This is a genomic window from Lysobacter solisilvae (genome assembly GCF_016613535.2).
Classification (GTDB): domain Bacteria; phylum Pseudomonadota; class Gammaproteobacteria; order Xanthomonadales; family Xanthomonadaceae; genus Agrilutibacter; species Agrilutibacter solisilvae.
In genome coordinates, this window is record NZ_CP071518.1 from 615,970 (window position 1) to 628,081 (window position 12,112).

At 70.6% G+C, this 12,112-nt stretch carries 15 protein-coding genes; 10 read left to right on the forward strand and 5 right to left on the reverse strand.

The window, feature by feature from the left end:
• Positions 1-39 precede the first annotated feature (39 nt).
• On the forward strand, positions 40-567 hold the full coding sequence (locus I8J32_RS02815; RefSeq protein WP_200615324.1) for a GAF domain-containing protein: 528 nt from the start codon (positions 40-42) through the stop codon (positions 565-567).
• 25 nt (positions 568-592) lie between these two features.
• Here the strand turns inward: I8J32_RS02815 and I8J32_RS02820 are convergent, their stop codons facing one another.
• From I8J32_RS02820 to I8J32_RS02830, 3 genes are all read right to left on the reverse strand, one after another.
• The gene (locus I8J32_RS02820; RefSeq protein WP_200615323.1) at positions 593-1,435 is read right to left on the reverse strand and encodes an EcsC family protein; all 843 of its coding nucleotides are present in this window, start codon (positions 1,433-1,435) and stop codon (positions 593-595) included.
• Between the two features lie 83 nt (positions 1,436-1,518).
• Positions 1,519-2,271, reverse strand: coding sequence for a PIN domain-containing protein (locus I8J32_RS02825; RefSeq protein WP_245156475.1), 753 nt, complete (start codon positions 2,269-2,271; stop codon positions 1,519-1,521).
• A 74-nt stretch (positions 2,272-2,345) separates the two neighbouring features.
• The gene (locus I8J32_RS02830) at positions 2,346-2,807 is read right to left on the reverse strand and encodes a hypothetical protein (protein WP_200615320.1); all 462 of its coding nucleotides are present in this window, start codon (positions 2,805-2,807) and stop codon (positions 2,346-2,348) included.
• 199 nt (positions 2,808-3,006) lie between these two features.
• On the opposite strand from I8J32_RS02830, the gene I8J32_RS02835 reads away from it, so the two are divergent.
• From I8J32_RS02835 to I8J32_RS02850, 4 genes are all read left to right on the forward strand, one after another.
• Complete coding sequence (locus I8J32_RS02835) at positions 3,007-3,861, forward strand: right-handed parallel beta-helix repeat-containing protein (RefSeq protein WP_200615318.1); 855 nt, start codon at positions 3,007-3,009, stop codon at positions 3,859-3,861.
• A gap of 105 nt (positions 3,862-3,966) precedes the next feature.
• Positions 3,967-4,626 carry a YceH family protein gene (locus I8J32_RS02840; protein ID WP_200615317.1) on the forward strand — a complete coding sequence of 220 codons (660 nt, stop codon included), beginning with the start codon at positions 3,967-3,969 and terminating at the stop codon, positions 4,624-4,626.
• Positions 4,627-4,699: 73 nt separating this feature from the next.
• Positions 4,700-5,113 (forward strand): hypothetical protein, encoded by a 414-nt coding sequence (locus I8J32_RS02845; protein ID WP_200615315.1) that lies wholly within the window; start codon positions 4,700-4,702, stop codon positions 5,111-5,113.
• Between the two features lie 99 nt (positions 5,114-5,212).
• Positions 5,213-5,587: a response regulator gene (locus I8J32_RS02850; protein ID WP_200615314.1), complete on the forward strand. Its 375-nt coding sequence runs from the start codon at positions 5,213-5,215 to the stop codon at positions 5,585-5,587.
• A gap of 84 nt (positions 5,588-5,671) precedes the next feature.
• Here I8J32_RS02850 and I8J32_RS02855 read toward each other — a convergent pair whose 3' ends face one another.
• The gene (locus tag I8J32_RS02855) at positions 5,672-7,063 is read right to left on the reverse strand and encodes a vanadium-dependent haloperoxidase (RefSeq protein WP_200615312.1); all 1,392 of its coding nucleotides are present in this window, start codon (positions 7,061-7,063) and stop codon (positions 5,672-5,674) included.
• 250 nt (positions 7,064-7,313) lie between these two features.
• Here I8J32_RS02855 and I8J32_RS02860 point away from each other — a divergent pair, with 250 nt between their 5' ends.
• Complete coding sequence (locus I8J32_RS02860; protein WP_200615311.1) at positions 7,314-8,051, forward strand: oxygen-binding di-iron domain-containing protein; 738 nt, start codon at positions 7,314-7,316, stop codon at positions 8,049-8,051.
• A 33-nt stretch (positions 8,052-8,084) separates the two neighbouring features.
• Here the strand turns inward: I8J32_RS02860 and I8J32_RS02865 are convergent, their stop codons facing one another.
• Positions 8,085-8,645, reverse strand: a complete 561-nt coding sequence (locus tag I8J32_RS02865) for a YaeQ family protein (protein WP_200615309.1) — start codon at positions 8,643-8,645, stop codon at positions 8,085-8,087.
• A 248-nt stretch (positions 8,646-8,893) separates the two neighbouring features.
• Here I8J32_RS02865 and I8J32_RS02870 point away from each other — a divergent pair, with 248 nt between their 5' ends.
• From I8J32_RS02870 to I8J32_RS02885, 4 genes are all read left to right on the forward strand, one after another.
• Positions 8,894-9,256, forward strand: coding sequence for an RcnB family protein (locus I8J32_RS02870; RefSeq protein ID WP_200615308.1), 363 nt, complete (start codon positions 8,894-8,896; stop codon positions 9,254-9,256).
• Between the two features lie 190 nt (positions 9,257-9,446).
• Positions 9,447-10,544: an alpha/beta fold hydrolase gene (locus tag I8J32_RS17840; protein ID WP_207526744.1), complete on the forward strand. Its 1,098-nt coding sequence runs from the start codon at positions 9,447-9,449 to the stop codon at positions 10,542-10,544.
• Positions 10,545-10,719: 175 nt separating this feature from the next.
• Entirely contained in the window at positions 10,720-11,505 is a 786-nt protein-coding gene (mddA, locus tag I8J32_RS02880; protein WP_207526745.1) for a methanethiol S-methyltransferase, read from the forward strand.
• Positions 11,502-12,062: a GNAT family N-acetyltransferase gene (locus I8J32_RS02885; RefSeq protein WP_200615305.1), complete on the forward strand. Its 561-nt coding sequence runs from the start codon at positions 11,502-11,504 to the stop codon at positions 12,060-12,062. Before mddA ends, I8J32_RS02885 begins: the two co-directional genes overlap by 4 nt.
• Positions 12,063-12,112: the final 50 nt, after the last annotated feature.

Here is a 12,112-nt window from a genome sequence, read left to right on the forward strand (position 1 = left end):
GTGGGCTTGGCCAACGGGAACGATCGCAAGGGGACTGCGATGAACTACCAGCAACGGCTCGATTACCTGGTAAACGCGATCCAGAAGCTGTCGATGGTGCGCGACTTCGAAACCCTCGCCGCGCTGGTGCGGCATGCCGCGCGCGAACTCACCGGTGCCGATGGCGCAACCTTCGTCCTGCGCGATGGCGACCAGTGCCACTACCGCGACGAGGACGCGATCGGTCCGCTCTGGAAGGGCCAGCGTTTCCCCATGAGCGCGTGCATCAGCGGCTGGGTGATGCTGCACCGTGAGCCGGTGGCCATCGAGGACATCTACGCCGACGCCCGCATCCCGCAGGACGCCTACCGCTCCACCTTCGTGCGAAGCCTGGTGATGGTGCCCATCCGCACGCTCGATCCGATTGGCGCGATCGGCAACTACTGGGCCGGCCGCCACCGCTCCTCGCCCGAGGAGATCTACCTGTTGCGCGCGCTGGCCGATTCCACGTCGGTCGCCATCGAGAACGTGCGCATGTTCGAGGACCTGGAACCTCGCGTGCTGGGCGACGGGACGCGCGTGGCCTGAGCGACTGCCGGGACCGGTGCCCGCCTCAGCGGCGGGGCGTGCCGCGATACACATCCCGATAGGCGGACTGCACCAGGGCGTGGCCGTAGCTGCGCTCCAGGCGCATGACGATGAAATGCCCGCGCGCCATGTCCTGGTAGTGGCTGGTGAACAGCGTGTTCAAGGTCGCGCCCGCGGCGGCGCCCAGCACCGGCACCATCTGCGCGGCGGTCTTTTCGGTGATCACCACGCCGAAGCGCGCGGCCACCGACTCGATCAGCCGCGCCATGACATGGCCGGCATCACGCGCCGACAGCTTGCGGGTGAACGCCTCGACCGACTTGTCGCCGACCTGGCGCGCCAGTTCGGCGGCGGTGTGGCGGCCCACTTCGGCCACCATGCCGCGCATCGCGTAGTAGCCCGATTCGGCGGCGTCGTCGTCCTCGCTGCGCCCACCAAGCGCGAACACCTCGATGCAGGCGGCCTGGACCGCCGGCTCCTGCAGCGAGAAACCTTCGCTGCGTGCGATGTCCGCCACGGCCCGCATCATGATCGTCGTCGACACCGGCAGTTCGGCGACCAGGCCCGCCCAGCCAAAGAAGCCGCCGACCGCGCCGCTGCCGGCCGCGGCCAGCTTGTGCAGCCGGGTGGAGGCCTGCGCGCGCGGCGCGTCCTTCAGCGTGAACAGCGCCGCATCGCACGCGCGGTACAGCGCGGCGCGGACCGCCGACTGGATCCGCCGCGTCACGAAACCGGGCAGCTTGGAGACGGCCCAGTCCACGGGAGAGCCGATCAGGTTGGCGATCTGGATCGACAGGCTGGGCCGCTCCAGCAGCGCGACGGCGCGGCGGAGCTCGTGCATGTCCTGGGCAGTGATCGGGGTCGGCATGGGCACCTGGTCGCCGGCGGAAGCCTCCCAAGCTGGGGACGCGCGCGCGATTTGGCAAGCGCTCGGCCGTTCGGCCTGCCGCCTCAGGCCTCCACGCTGTAGGTCACCTTCGTCCCCGACACCTTGACCTTGCCGCTGCCCTGCAGGCTCTGCAGCACGGCGTCGAGGGTCGCGTCATCCAGGGCGGGCACGAACATCGCCCGGATCGAGGAGCGCAGCGTGCCCAGGCGCGCGGGGCGGGTGCGCATCTTCTTCAGGCGCGCGACCACCGTCGCGGCGCCGGCGCGGGCGGTCACGACCTTGGCCGGGCCGGGCGGACATTTCGGATCTGCCGGCGCCACCTTCGCCACGGCCTTTGGCGCGGCTTTCGCCACGGCCTTGGCTGCAGGCTTGGGCGCGGCCTTGACCACGCGGGCGGCCTTGCCCGACCGGGCCGGTTTCGCCCCGCCCGCCGCCGGGGCGGCCGCGGCACCCGGCGCCAGGCCGCTGTCGGGGATTTCCGGCAGCCGCTGGCACGCGATGCCCAGCGTGCCCAGGTGCCGCACCAGCGGATCGAAACCGCGATCCTTCGAGATGATGTTGAACGTGGCCTGCGGATGCGCGGCGGCCAGGCGACCGATGTAGAACGCGATGTGGAAATCCACGGCGTCCGGGCCGCTGCCCTGGATCTGGATGTATTCGGCGTCGCTGCCGAAAGGCTGCAGGGCGCGCACGAGTTCCAGCATCAGGCGACCCTGGTGCTGGCCGAGGAACACCTTGATGCGATGCTCGCCGGGACGCAGCCGGTCGAGCGCCTTGGGCTGCACGTTCTCGAAATCGATCAGGAAGAACGGCATGGTCACGGCGGCGATCCTGCATCAGGGGCCTTTGAGTCTACGCTGCCGCGGCGCGAGCCCAGGACGGCAGGCGCCTAGCGCGGGTCGCCTTGCCCGTGCGGCCACAGCGCCAGCAGCAGGCCCACCACCGCCAGGCCGGCGACCACCAGCTGCATCGCGCCCACGCCCGAGGCGCCCGCCAGTGCGAGCGGCTTCATCCCGGCCACCAGCCGGTGGGCCACGAACTGCAGCACGACCACGCAGTACATCAGGGGAATGAGTGCGCGGTAGCGCAGCAGCACTACCAGGAACAACGCGCCCATCAGCAGCTGCTCCAGCCCCATCCGCGCCATCAGCGCAATCACGTTCTGCGCCGCCCCGTCCGGATAGGTGTCCAGCGGCATGCGCGAGATGCTCTGCGCGCCGCCGTCGGCGCGCAGGATGTGCGTCATGCCCAGCGCGAGCTTCATGAACACCTGCGGGACGAACAGCCACACGGCCAGCGCGGGTCCGGGCAGACGGTTGTCGACGACGGCGGGAAGGATCGGCTTGAGCATTTGAAGTCCCCGGTTCGCGTGCGCGCCCACGCTACCGCGTTTGCCGCGCGCAGCCCCCCTGCCATCGGTCGGCCAACCTTCGTCGTGGTCGACGCACGGGCGTCGTGCGCCCACCCCGTGCATGTTGGCGGGATGAGTTCCGGCCCTGCCCACCGCGTCCGGGCGCGGCGACACTGCGCGCCCCACCCAGGAGAACCGCATGATCCGTCCGTCCCACGTGGCCGCCACCATCGCGCTGGCCGCGCTTGCCTGCACCGCTCTGCCCACCCGTGCCGCCGACAGCTACGACAGTTGCGAGGGCCGCTTCATCCAATCCCTGCCGGTCACGATCACCAGCCAGGGAGTGTGGTGCCTGCGCCACGACCTGAGCACCGCGATCGGCGCCGGCGCGGCGGTGACCATCGCCACCAACAACGTCACCCTGAACTGCAACGGCTACAAGCTGGGTGGACTGGCCGCAGGCGACACCTCGCAGGCCACCGGCGTGTACGCCAGCAACCGGCAGAACGTGACGGTGCGCGGCTGCAACCTGCGCGGCTTCAACCATGGCATCTGGATCGACGGTGGCGGCGGACACGTGGTGGCCGACAACCGCCTGGACAACGCGTTGCTGGTGGGCATCCGCGTGAGCGGCGAGCACAACCGCGTCATCGACAACGCCGTGTTCGACACCGGCGGCGCGACCGAGCGCACCGAGGCCTACGGCATCATCGCCAGCGCCGACGTCATCGGGAACACCGTGGCTGGCGTGTTCGCCACGGCCGCCAACACCTACCTGCACGGCATGCTGGTGAACGGGGACGGCCACCAGGTCCGCGGCAACGTCATCCGTGGCCTGGCGCCGGCGGGCTTCGGCGCGGCGCACGGGATCGTCGCCACCGGCAGCGGGATGACGATCGAGGGCAACCGCGTCTCGTCGGCGACGCTGATCGGCGGCAACGGGATCGCCGGGCATGGCGCGGCCGACACCTTCTGCCTGGACAATACGGTGGCCCGGTTCGCCGGCGGGATCACGCAGTGCCGGCCCTCGAGCACCAACGACAGCTTCCTGTAAGCCGGCCGGACCGGCGCGCCGATGCCGGGCGGACCGGCATCGGCCCGGCGTGACCGTGACCGCACCCGCGGCGCGTATGCTGGTCCGCCCGCCTGCCTGCTGCCCATGGAAGACACCCCCGCCCTCCCCGTCCTCAGCGTGGCCGAACTGCGCACGCTGGGTTGCCTGATCGAGAAGGAGGCGACCACGCCCGACGCCTATCCGCTCACCGTCAACGCCGCCCAGGTCGCCGCCAACCAGAAGACCGCGCGCGAGCCGGTGCTGAACCTGGATCCGGGCGATGTCCACCACGCGCTGCGCCAGCTCGAGAGCCGGCGACTCGCACGCCAGGTCTTCTCCTCGCGCGCCGAGCGCTACGAACACACCGCCGCCACCCATTTCAGCCTCCCCAAGTCGCAGGTCGCGCTGCTGGGGCTGCTGTTGCTGCGCGGCGCGCAGACGCTGCACGAGCTGTTCTCGCGCAGCGAGCGCCTGGCGAAATTCGCCGACGCCGATGACGTGCGCCACCACCTGGATCGCCTGATCCAGCGGACGCCCGCCCTGGTCGTGCAGATCCCGCGCGGCCCCGGCCAGCGCGAGGACCGCTACATGCACCTGCTCGGCGGTCCGGTGGACGTGGCGGCGATCGCGGCGCGCGACAGCGGCAATGCCGTCGCCGGCGGCGCCAGCGGCCTCGAAGCCCGGGTCGCCACGCTCGAAGCCGAAGTGGCGGCGCTGCGCGAGGAACTCGCGACGCTGCGTGAGGCGATCGCGCCCGGCGCATAGAGGACGGCCCCCAATGCACGGGCCCGACGCCCGCAATGCGAAGCTGTCCCGCCATCCCACCGGAGTTGCCCGAATGTCCCTCGTCCACCTGCCCGCCCGCATGCGCACCACGCTGCCGCGGGTTTCCGCGGTCCTCGCCTGCACGATCACCGTGGCCGCGTTGACCGCCTGCGCCAGCACCCCTGCGGCACACTCGTCCCCGTGGATCGAAGGTGACCAGGCCACCGTCGACGGCACGGTCACCACGGTCGACACCAGCCCCTGGGCCTACGACGGCAATGCGCGCCTGGTCATGGCGACGCAGGGGCGCGGCGCGGTGACGGTATCGCTGCCGGCGCGCTGGAACCTGTGCAAGGCCCAGGGCATCGACCAAGCCGGCACGTTCAAGGTCGGTGACCGCGTGCGCGCCACCGGCACGGTGGGCGCACAGGGCGCACTGCTGGTCTGCGAGCAGCCCACGCACCGGATCGAACGCCTGGCGAACTGAGTCGTATCGCGCGCACGGATCCGCTCACGTGGCGCACACGCGCCGATGGCCACCATCGCGCGCCTCGCGCCGACTGGCGCCCCGCGACCGGACGCTCCCATGACCGAATTTCCCCAGCTGCGCGGCCTGCGCGTCCTCCTCGTCGAGGACCACTTCCCGCTGGCGGTGAACCTCGCCGACGTGGCCGTGCAATCCGGTGCCGACGTGATCGGCCCGGTGGCCACCGTGGCCGACGCACTGCACCTGATCGAGCGCATGCCCGAAATCGATGCCGCGGTGCTGGACATCCACCTGCAGCACGAGACCAGTTTCCCGGTGGCCGACGCACTGCGCGCGCGCAACGTCCCGTTCTTCTTCGCCACCGCGCACGATCACACGGCCCTGCCGGAGCGCTTCGGCGACGTGCCGGTGTGCACCAAGCCCTTCGGCCTGCAGCGCTTCCGGGCCGCGCTGGGCGAGCTGGCCGCCGCCTGATGCCACTGATCCCGTCCTCCCCAGCGAGCGGGGGAGGACGGCAGCCGGCAGGTCACGGCGACCGGCTGGCGCTTGTAGCCGCTTTCACAGCGGACGCAGATACCGCGCATACACCCAATCGGCGACCTGGTTGCCCGCGCGCAGACCCGCGTAGCAACCCTCGGCGAAATGCAGGCCGGCATACACACGCGACCGGGCCTGTTCGTTCTCGGCGATCGACAGCGAGCCGTAGTGGCGGGTGATCACCTTGGGCGGCAGTTCGGTCATCGGCGCCGGCAGCGGCACCGCGCCGGCGTTGATCGTGCGGGTGAAGTGGATCGCGTTGGTGCCGAAGAAGCGCCGCAGCGTGCCCGCGGCGGCGCCGGTCACGGACGTGGAAGCGCAGGGGTAGTCCGGATAGGGCGGCGTCTGCAGGAACGGACGCCACGCCGGGTCGCTCGCGGTGGCGGGGTTGCCATCGTCGGGCCAGCGGATGGCGGTGACCGGCCGCCAGAAGTTGTAGTGGTACTTGCTTTCCAGGTTATTGATCATCGAGTCGGCCACGGCCATGTTCATCAGCGCGAACATGCGCGCGTGCTGCCAGCGGTCCATGCCGCGCGCCGCGACGATGATGCGCGCGTTGCCATTCCACTCCAGTGCGCCACCGGCCCAGAAGCGGGCGACGTCGCTGTGGTGCGAGTTCGGGAAGGCCCCGCGCACGCGCGCGCTGCCCTGCTGCTTGACCTGGTTGCACGCGTCCGCGTACTGCGCGCTGGCGATGTTGAAGATCGCACCTGGCGGCGAGCGGAACTGCGAAGAGCTGTCGAGCGCGAATGGCCGCACGGCCGGCCAGCCGGTGAACGCCGGCACGGTGACTGCCGGGAACTCCGGTGCGGGGGTGGGCTGGTGGATACCCAGCCCGGCGGACAGCGCGTACGGCGGCGAGTTCGGAGTGCCCGAACCGTCGATGGGCGTCCACACGCCCGCGGTGTTGACGTAGCGCAGCGACAGGATCGCCAGCGCGGCGGCGTCGCCGGTGGCAATGCCGGCGGCTTCGGCCGCATCCGGCGCCCCCGGCCCGATTGCCGCGTCGAAGGCGGCGTTGACGGCCACGATCGCGTTGGCGCGGTTGGTCGCTTCGACGGGCGTGGGCGCCGGCGGCAACGCCCCCAGCATCGTCAGCAGCGTCGTGCGCGTAGCGGCGGCCACCGCGGCGTCGGGTGAGGCGCCGGCGGGCGCGGCGCCGATCGCGTTGTAGGACCGATACCGCGGCTGGATGGCATTGAGCGCGTCATGGACGGCGATCTGGACGATGGCCATGGCGCGGTTCTGCTGTTGCGGCCCACCGAAGCGCGGCAGCACCGCGGGACTGCCGGCCACGGCATTCCAGTCGGTGACCGAGTCGGCCTGCGCGGGGGCCGCGAGGGCCAGGCCAATGGCAATGACGGGCAGCCAGCGGCGCGCGGGCAGGCGGCATGCCAGGGTTGTGCGGTTCATGAGCAGATTCCTTCTTTGGGGGACGAGCAGCCCGCCTGACCACGGGATGCAACGAAATGAACGGGAAAGGGCCGGCCAGAAGACGCTTTTGGCGCATCCCCCTCATGGGTGCCGGTCCGGGTGTCAGTCCTGGTTTTCGAGCGCTTGACCGGATCGTCCCGCGGCGGCCGCGGCGACGCTTCCGGCGATGCGTGATCGCGGCCGGCGTGGCGTTTCATACTGGCCGGCGCAAGCCCACGGGAGCCGAGCCATGTCCGTCACCGACCACCAGTCCGGTACGCACCTTCAGGAAATCAGCGATGGCGTGTACCGCATCAGCACGCCGGTGATGCTGCCCGGCGACGCCGGGGCGTTTTCATTCAACCAGTACCTGATCGACGACGACGAGCCGCTGTTGTTCCATACCGGCCTGCGCCAGTTGTTTCCGGCCGTGCTCGACGCGGTGACCCGGGTGATGCCGGCGCAACGGCTGCGGCACGTCGCGTTCTCGCACGTGGAAGCCGACGAGTGCGGCGCGCTCAACCAGTGGCTGGCGGTTGCGCCCCAGGCCACCGCGCTGTGCGGCACCGTGGCCGCGATGGTGTCGGTGAATGATCTGGCCGATCGCCCGCCGCGGCCGCTGGCCGACGGTGAAGCACTGGCGCTGGGCCGTCACACCGTGCGCTGGCTCGATGCACCGCACCTGCCGCACGCCTGGGAATGCGGATTCCTCGCCGAGGAACGCACCGGCACGCTGTTCTGCGGCGATCTGTTCACCCAGCCCGGGACCGGCATGCCCGCGCTGACGCAGGCCGACATCCTCGGCCCGAGCGAGGCCTTCCGCCACAACATGGATTATTTCTCGCACACGCCGCAGGCCGGCGAGCTCTTGGAGAAACTGGCTCGGCTGCGCCCGGGCACGCTGGCCTGCATGCATGGCAGCGCGTGGCAGGGCGACGGCGCCGGCCTGCTGCGCGCGCTGGCGGCGGAACTGGCGCGTCCGGCGTGAGGGAGGGGACGGCGAGGTCCCAGCATCGCCCGATCAGGCGGCCGCGCGCGTGCTCGACTGCATCCGCACGACCGGGCGCAAGGCCACGGTGGCATCGGTGTCCATCAGCTGCAGCTCGCCGTCCTGGATCATCGCCGTCAGGCGCATGCCGCGTCCGTACAGGGCGGTGATCGCCTCGACGTCACGGGCGTCGAGGTCGAGCACGGTGAGGTTGCGCAGGCGCGCGAGGGTGGACGCGTTGCGGTTCCACCAGGATTCGGCGGCCTGGCCGCCGTAGCTGATCACCACGACTTCCTGCGCGCGTCCACTGGCCTTGCGCAGGCGCGACTCGTCGGGTTGGCCCAGCTCGATCCACTGTTCGATCTCGCCGGTGTAGTCGCGCCGCCACAGCGAAGGTTCGTCCTCGTCGCTCAGGCCGCGACCAAACTCCAGCCGTTCGTGCGCGTGCAGCGCGAACGCCAGCAGCCGCACCATCAGCCGCTCGTCGGTCTCGGAGGGATGCTGGGCGAGGGTGAGGTTGTGCGAGGCGTAGTAATGCCGGTCCAGGTCACTGACCTGCAGTTCGGCTTTGACGATGGTGGCCTTGGGCGCCATGCATGGATCCTGGCACGCGGCCGGGGCAGTAGGGGCGGCCATTCTAGGCCCTGGGCGGGTCGCACGCCGGCGCGACGCAGCGGCCGCTTCGTGAACACGTCACCGGCCGCCTCCGCAAGCCGGCCGCTTCACGACCCGTCACGCCACCTGCTCGACGATGAACCGTTGCGCAGCGTTCATCGCCCGCTGCGCCTGCGTGCACATGCTGCGGCCTAAGGTGCGCTCTGCAACCTCGAAGGAGGCACTGCATGAAAAAGCATCGGATTCTTTCGATCGCCCTGGCCACCCTGGCGCTGGCCGCCAGCCCGGCGTTCGCCGGCGACGGCAAGCACCACAAGGGCAAGCACCACAAGGGCCATGGCGACAATCACCATTACGTCGTCGACGGCCGCCACGACAACGGGCTGCACAAGGGCTGGTACAAGCAGGCCTGGAGGCGCGGTGACCGCATTCCGGTCGCCTATCTGGAGCCGGTCTATTACGTGGATGATTACCGCGTCTACCACCTGAGCGCTCCGCCGGTGGGTTACCGCTGGGTGCGCCCGATGGACGACCGCTACCTGCTGGTCGAACTGGCCACTGGCCTGGTGACCCAGGCGCTGGGCTACTGACCGCGGCGCGCTGTCGCCCGACGTCAGCAACCGGAGGCCCCGCACCACGCGGGGCCTTTTTTGTAGCGGACTGCGCGCGGATGGCGCCATGGCCGTCGACCGCAACCTTGCACCCGCTTCGCGCCAGCGCACCGACACCCACGGCCTACGCAGGCCGCGCGGGTCGCAGGACCGGCGTCCCATCGGCGTTATGCTCCCCTGCAACCTCCGCCGCGAGCGCGTGATGAAGCCGTCCATCCGCTACATCGCCACCGCAGACCAGATCAACCTGGCCTGGACCCAGACCGGCCGCGGCATGCCACTGGTCAAGGCCGCCACCTGGCTCACGCACCTGCAATACGACCTGGAAAGCCCGGTCTGGTCGCACTGGATCCGCTTCCTGGACGAGCACTTCCGCTACATCCGCTACGACGAGCGCGGCTGCGGCATGTCCGACTGGAAGGTGAAGGACCTCGACCTGCCGCGCTGGGTCGACGACCTGGAAAGCGTGGTCGACGCCGCGCAGATCGACCGGCCCTTCGCCCTACTGGGCATCAGCCAGGGCGCGGCCACGGCCATCCGCTACGCCGTGCGCCATCCCGAACGGGTCTCGCACCTGATCCTCTACGGCGGGTACGCCATCGGCAGCAGCCGCAACCCGGCCTCGGCCGAGCTCTATCAGGCGGTGCAGGACGTCGTCCGCCTGGGTTGGGGCCGCGACAATCCGGCCTTCCGCCAGCTGTTCACCTCGCGCTTCGTACCCGGCGGCACGCAGCAGCAGATCGACTGGTTCAACGAGCTGTGCCGCCGCACCACGTCGGTGGAGAACGCCGGCGCCCTGCTCGCCGCGCGCGGCAATGTCGACGTGCGCGAATACCTGTCACAGGTGCGCGTGCCCACGCTGGTGCTGCACGCCAGCCACGACCAGATCGCGCCCCTTTCGCAGGGCCACTACCTGGCCGGGCACATCCCCGGCGCGACCTTCGTGCCGCTGGATTCGCGCAACCACGTGCTGCTCGAGCACGAGCCGGCCTGGCAGCAGTTCCAGCAGGCGGTGCTGGAATTCACCGGCCAGTCGGCGCAGGCCGCACGCGACGCGGTCCTGCAGCAGCTCACCGATCGCGAACGCATGGCCCTGCGCCTGCTGTGCGAAGGCCGCAGCAACGCGCAGATCGGCTGGGAGCTGGGCATCTCGGAAAAAACGGTGCGCAACCACGTATCCAACCTCTACCGGAAGCTGGGTGTGCGCAGCCGGGCCGAAGCCATCGTGCTCGCGCACCGGCAGGCGCCGGCCGAACTGCCGGACTGAACAGGCAGGCCGGGACATTTGTCCCGGTGTCCCGGTCCCTGCAGCCGGCGACCGGGACAAGGTTCCCATCGTGCCGCCCCCGCCAGGTGCACAGACTTGCGGCACGCCAGCGCAGACCCGATCGCATCGGCCCCGCGCACTGGCGTCCCCCGAGTCCGCCCCCGCGAGGTTCCCCATGTTCCGCCTGCTCGCCCTGCTCTATGGCACCGCCGCGTACGCGGTGTTCCTGCTGACCTTCCTGTACGCCATCCCCTTCGTCGCCGGCCTGGGCGTGCCCAGGCACATCGACAACGGGCCCACGACCTCCTTCGCGCTGGCCCTGGCCATCGACCTGGCGCTGCTGGGCCTGTTCGCCGTGCAGCACAGCGGCATGGCGCGCCCGGCCTTCAAGCGCTGGTGGACGCGGTTCGTGCCCGCGCCGATCGAACGCAGCACGTTCGTGCTGGTCAGCAGCCTCACCCTGGCGCTGCTGTTCTGGCAGTGGCGGCCGCTGACGCAGGTGCTGTGGCACGTGGAGTACCAGCCCGCGCGCTGCGCGGTGCACACCCTGTCGGCACTGGGCTGGCTGCTGGTGCTGGCCGGCTCGTTCGCCATCAATCACTTCGACCTGTTCGGCCTGCGCCAGGTGTGGTTCTTCGCACGCGGACGCCACGCGGTCGACGGACCGTTCGTGACGCGCGCCTTCTACCGCATCGTGCGCCACCCGCTGATGCTGGGTTTCCTCGTCGCCTTCTGGGCAACCCCGACGATGACCCTGGGCCACCTGCTGTTCGCCCTGATGACCACCGGCTACATTCTGGTGGCGGTCAAGTTCCTGGAAGAGCGCGACCTGGTGGCCGCCCACGGGCAGACCTACCGCGAATACCAGCGCCGGGTGCCGATGCTGCTGCCCTCGCCGCGGCCCCGGCAACAGGACGATGCGGCCCGGGCGCAGGTGGCCTGGTCGGAGAAGCTGCAGTGAGTGGTGCCTTCATCCGTCCCGCCGGCGCCGGCGACGCCGCGCGCCTGTGCGCGCTGATGCGCGAGACCTTCGTTTCCGCCAACGGCCACTGCAGTTCGCCGCTCAACGTGGAGCGCTTCCTCGACGCGACCTACACCGTGCCGCGGCAGCGCGCGGAACTGGCCGACCCGGGCGTGACCACGCTGGTCGCGCAGGCCCGCAACGGCGACTGGGCCGGCTACGCGCAACTGCGCCGTGCCGGGCCGGCCAAGGACGGCGTCACGCTGGCGCGACCGATGGAGCTGGGCCGCATCTACCTGCTGCCGCGTTTCCATGGCCAGGGGCTGGGCACGGCCCTGCTGGAATGCCTGTCCGACCTCGCCCGCCGCGGCGGCGCCGACGGCCTGTGGCTCAACGCCTGGCAGCAGGCCCACGCGGCGCTGGCGTTCTACCTGCGCCACGGCTTCGAGATCGTCGGCCAGACCGTGTTCACCGTCGGCGACGACCCCAAGCCCAACTGGGTGATGCAGAAACGCTTCGCGGCCGCGCTGGCGCAACCCTTCCGGCGCGCCGGCTGAGGCCGCAGCGGGCGCGCCCGGCCGATGCCTGGTGCGCCCGCTGCACGATG

Bases quoted from the DNA above. Each gene is read 5' to 3' on its own strand.
- I8J32_RS02815 (WP_200615324.1), top strand. From the start codon at position 40: ATGAACTACCAGCAACGGCTCGATTACCTGGTAAACGCGATCCAGAAG.
- I8J32_RS02820 (WP_200615323.1), bottom strand. From the start codon at position 1,435: ATGCCGACCCCGATCACTGCCCAGGACATGCACGAGCTCCGCCGCGCC.
- I8J32_RS02825 (WP_245156475.1), bottom strand. From the start codon at position 2,271: ATGCCGTTCTTCCTGATCGATTTCGAGAACGTGCAGCCCAAGGCGCTC.
- I8J32_RS02830 (WP_200615320.1), bottom strand. From the start codon at position 2,807: ATGCTCAAGCCGATCCTTCCCGCCGTCGTCGACAACCGTCTGCCCGGA.
- I8J32_RS02835 (WP_200615318.1), top strand. From the start codon at position 3,007: ATGATCCGTCCGTCCCACGTGGCCGCCACCATCGCGCTGGCCGCGCTT.
- I8J32_RS02840 (WP_200615317.1), top strand. From the start codon at position 3,967: ATGGAAGACACCCCCGCCCTCCCCGTCCTCAGCGTGGCCGAACTGCGC.
- I8J32_RS02845 (WP_200615315.1), top strand. From the start codon at position 4,700: ATGTCCCTCGTCCACCTGCCCGCCCGCATGCGCACCACGCTGCCGCGG.
- I8J32_RS02850 (WP_200615314.1), top strand. From the start codon at position 5,213: ATGACCGAATTTCCCCAGCTGCGCGGCCTGCGCGTCCTCCTCGTCGAG.
- I8J32_RS02855 (WP_200615312.1), bottom strand. From the start codon at position 7,063: ATGAACCGCACAACCCTGGCATGCCGCCTGCCCGCGCGCCGCTGGCTG.
- I8J32_RS02860 (WP_200615311.1), top strand. From the start codon at position 7,314: ATGTCCGTCACCGACCACCAGTCCGGTACGCACCTTCAGGAAATCAGC.
- I8J32_RS02865 (WP_200615309.1), bottom strand. From the start codon at position 8,645: ATGGCGCCCAAGGCCACCATCGTCAAAGCCGAACTGCAGGTCAGTGAC.
- I8J32_RS02870 (WP_200615308.1), top strand. From the start codon at position 8,894: ATGAAAAAGCATCGGATTCTTTCGATCGCCCTGGCCACCCTGGCGCTG.
- I8J32_RS17840 (WP_207526744.1), top strand. From the start codon at position 9,447: ATGCTCCCCTGCAACCTCCGCCGCGAGCGCGTGATGAAGCCGTCCATC.
- mddA (WP_207526745.1), top strand. From the start codon at position 10,720: ATGTTCCGCCTGCTCGCCCTGCTCTATGGCACCGCCGCGTACGCGGTG.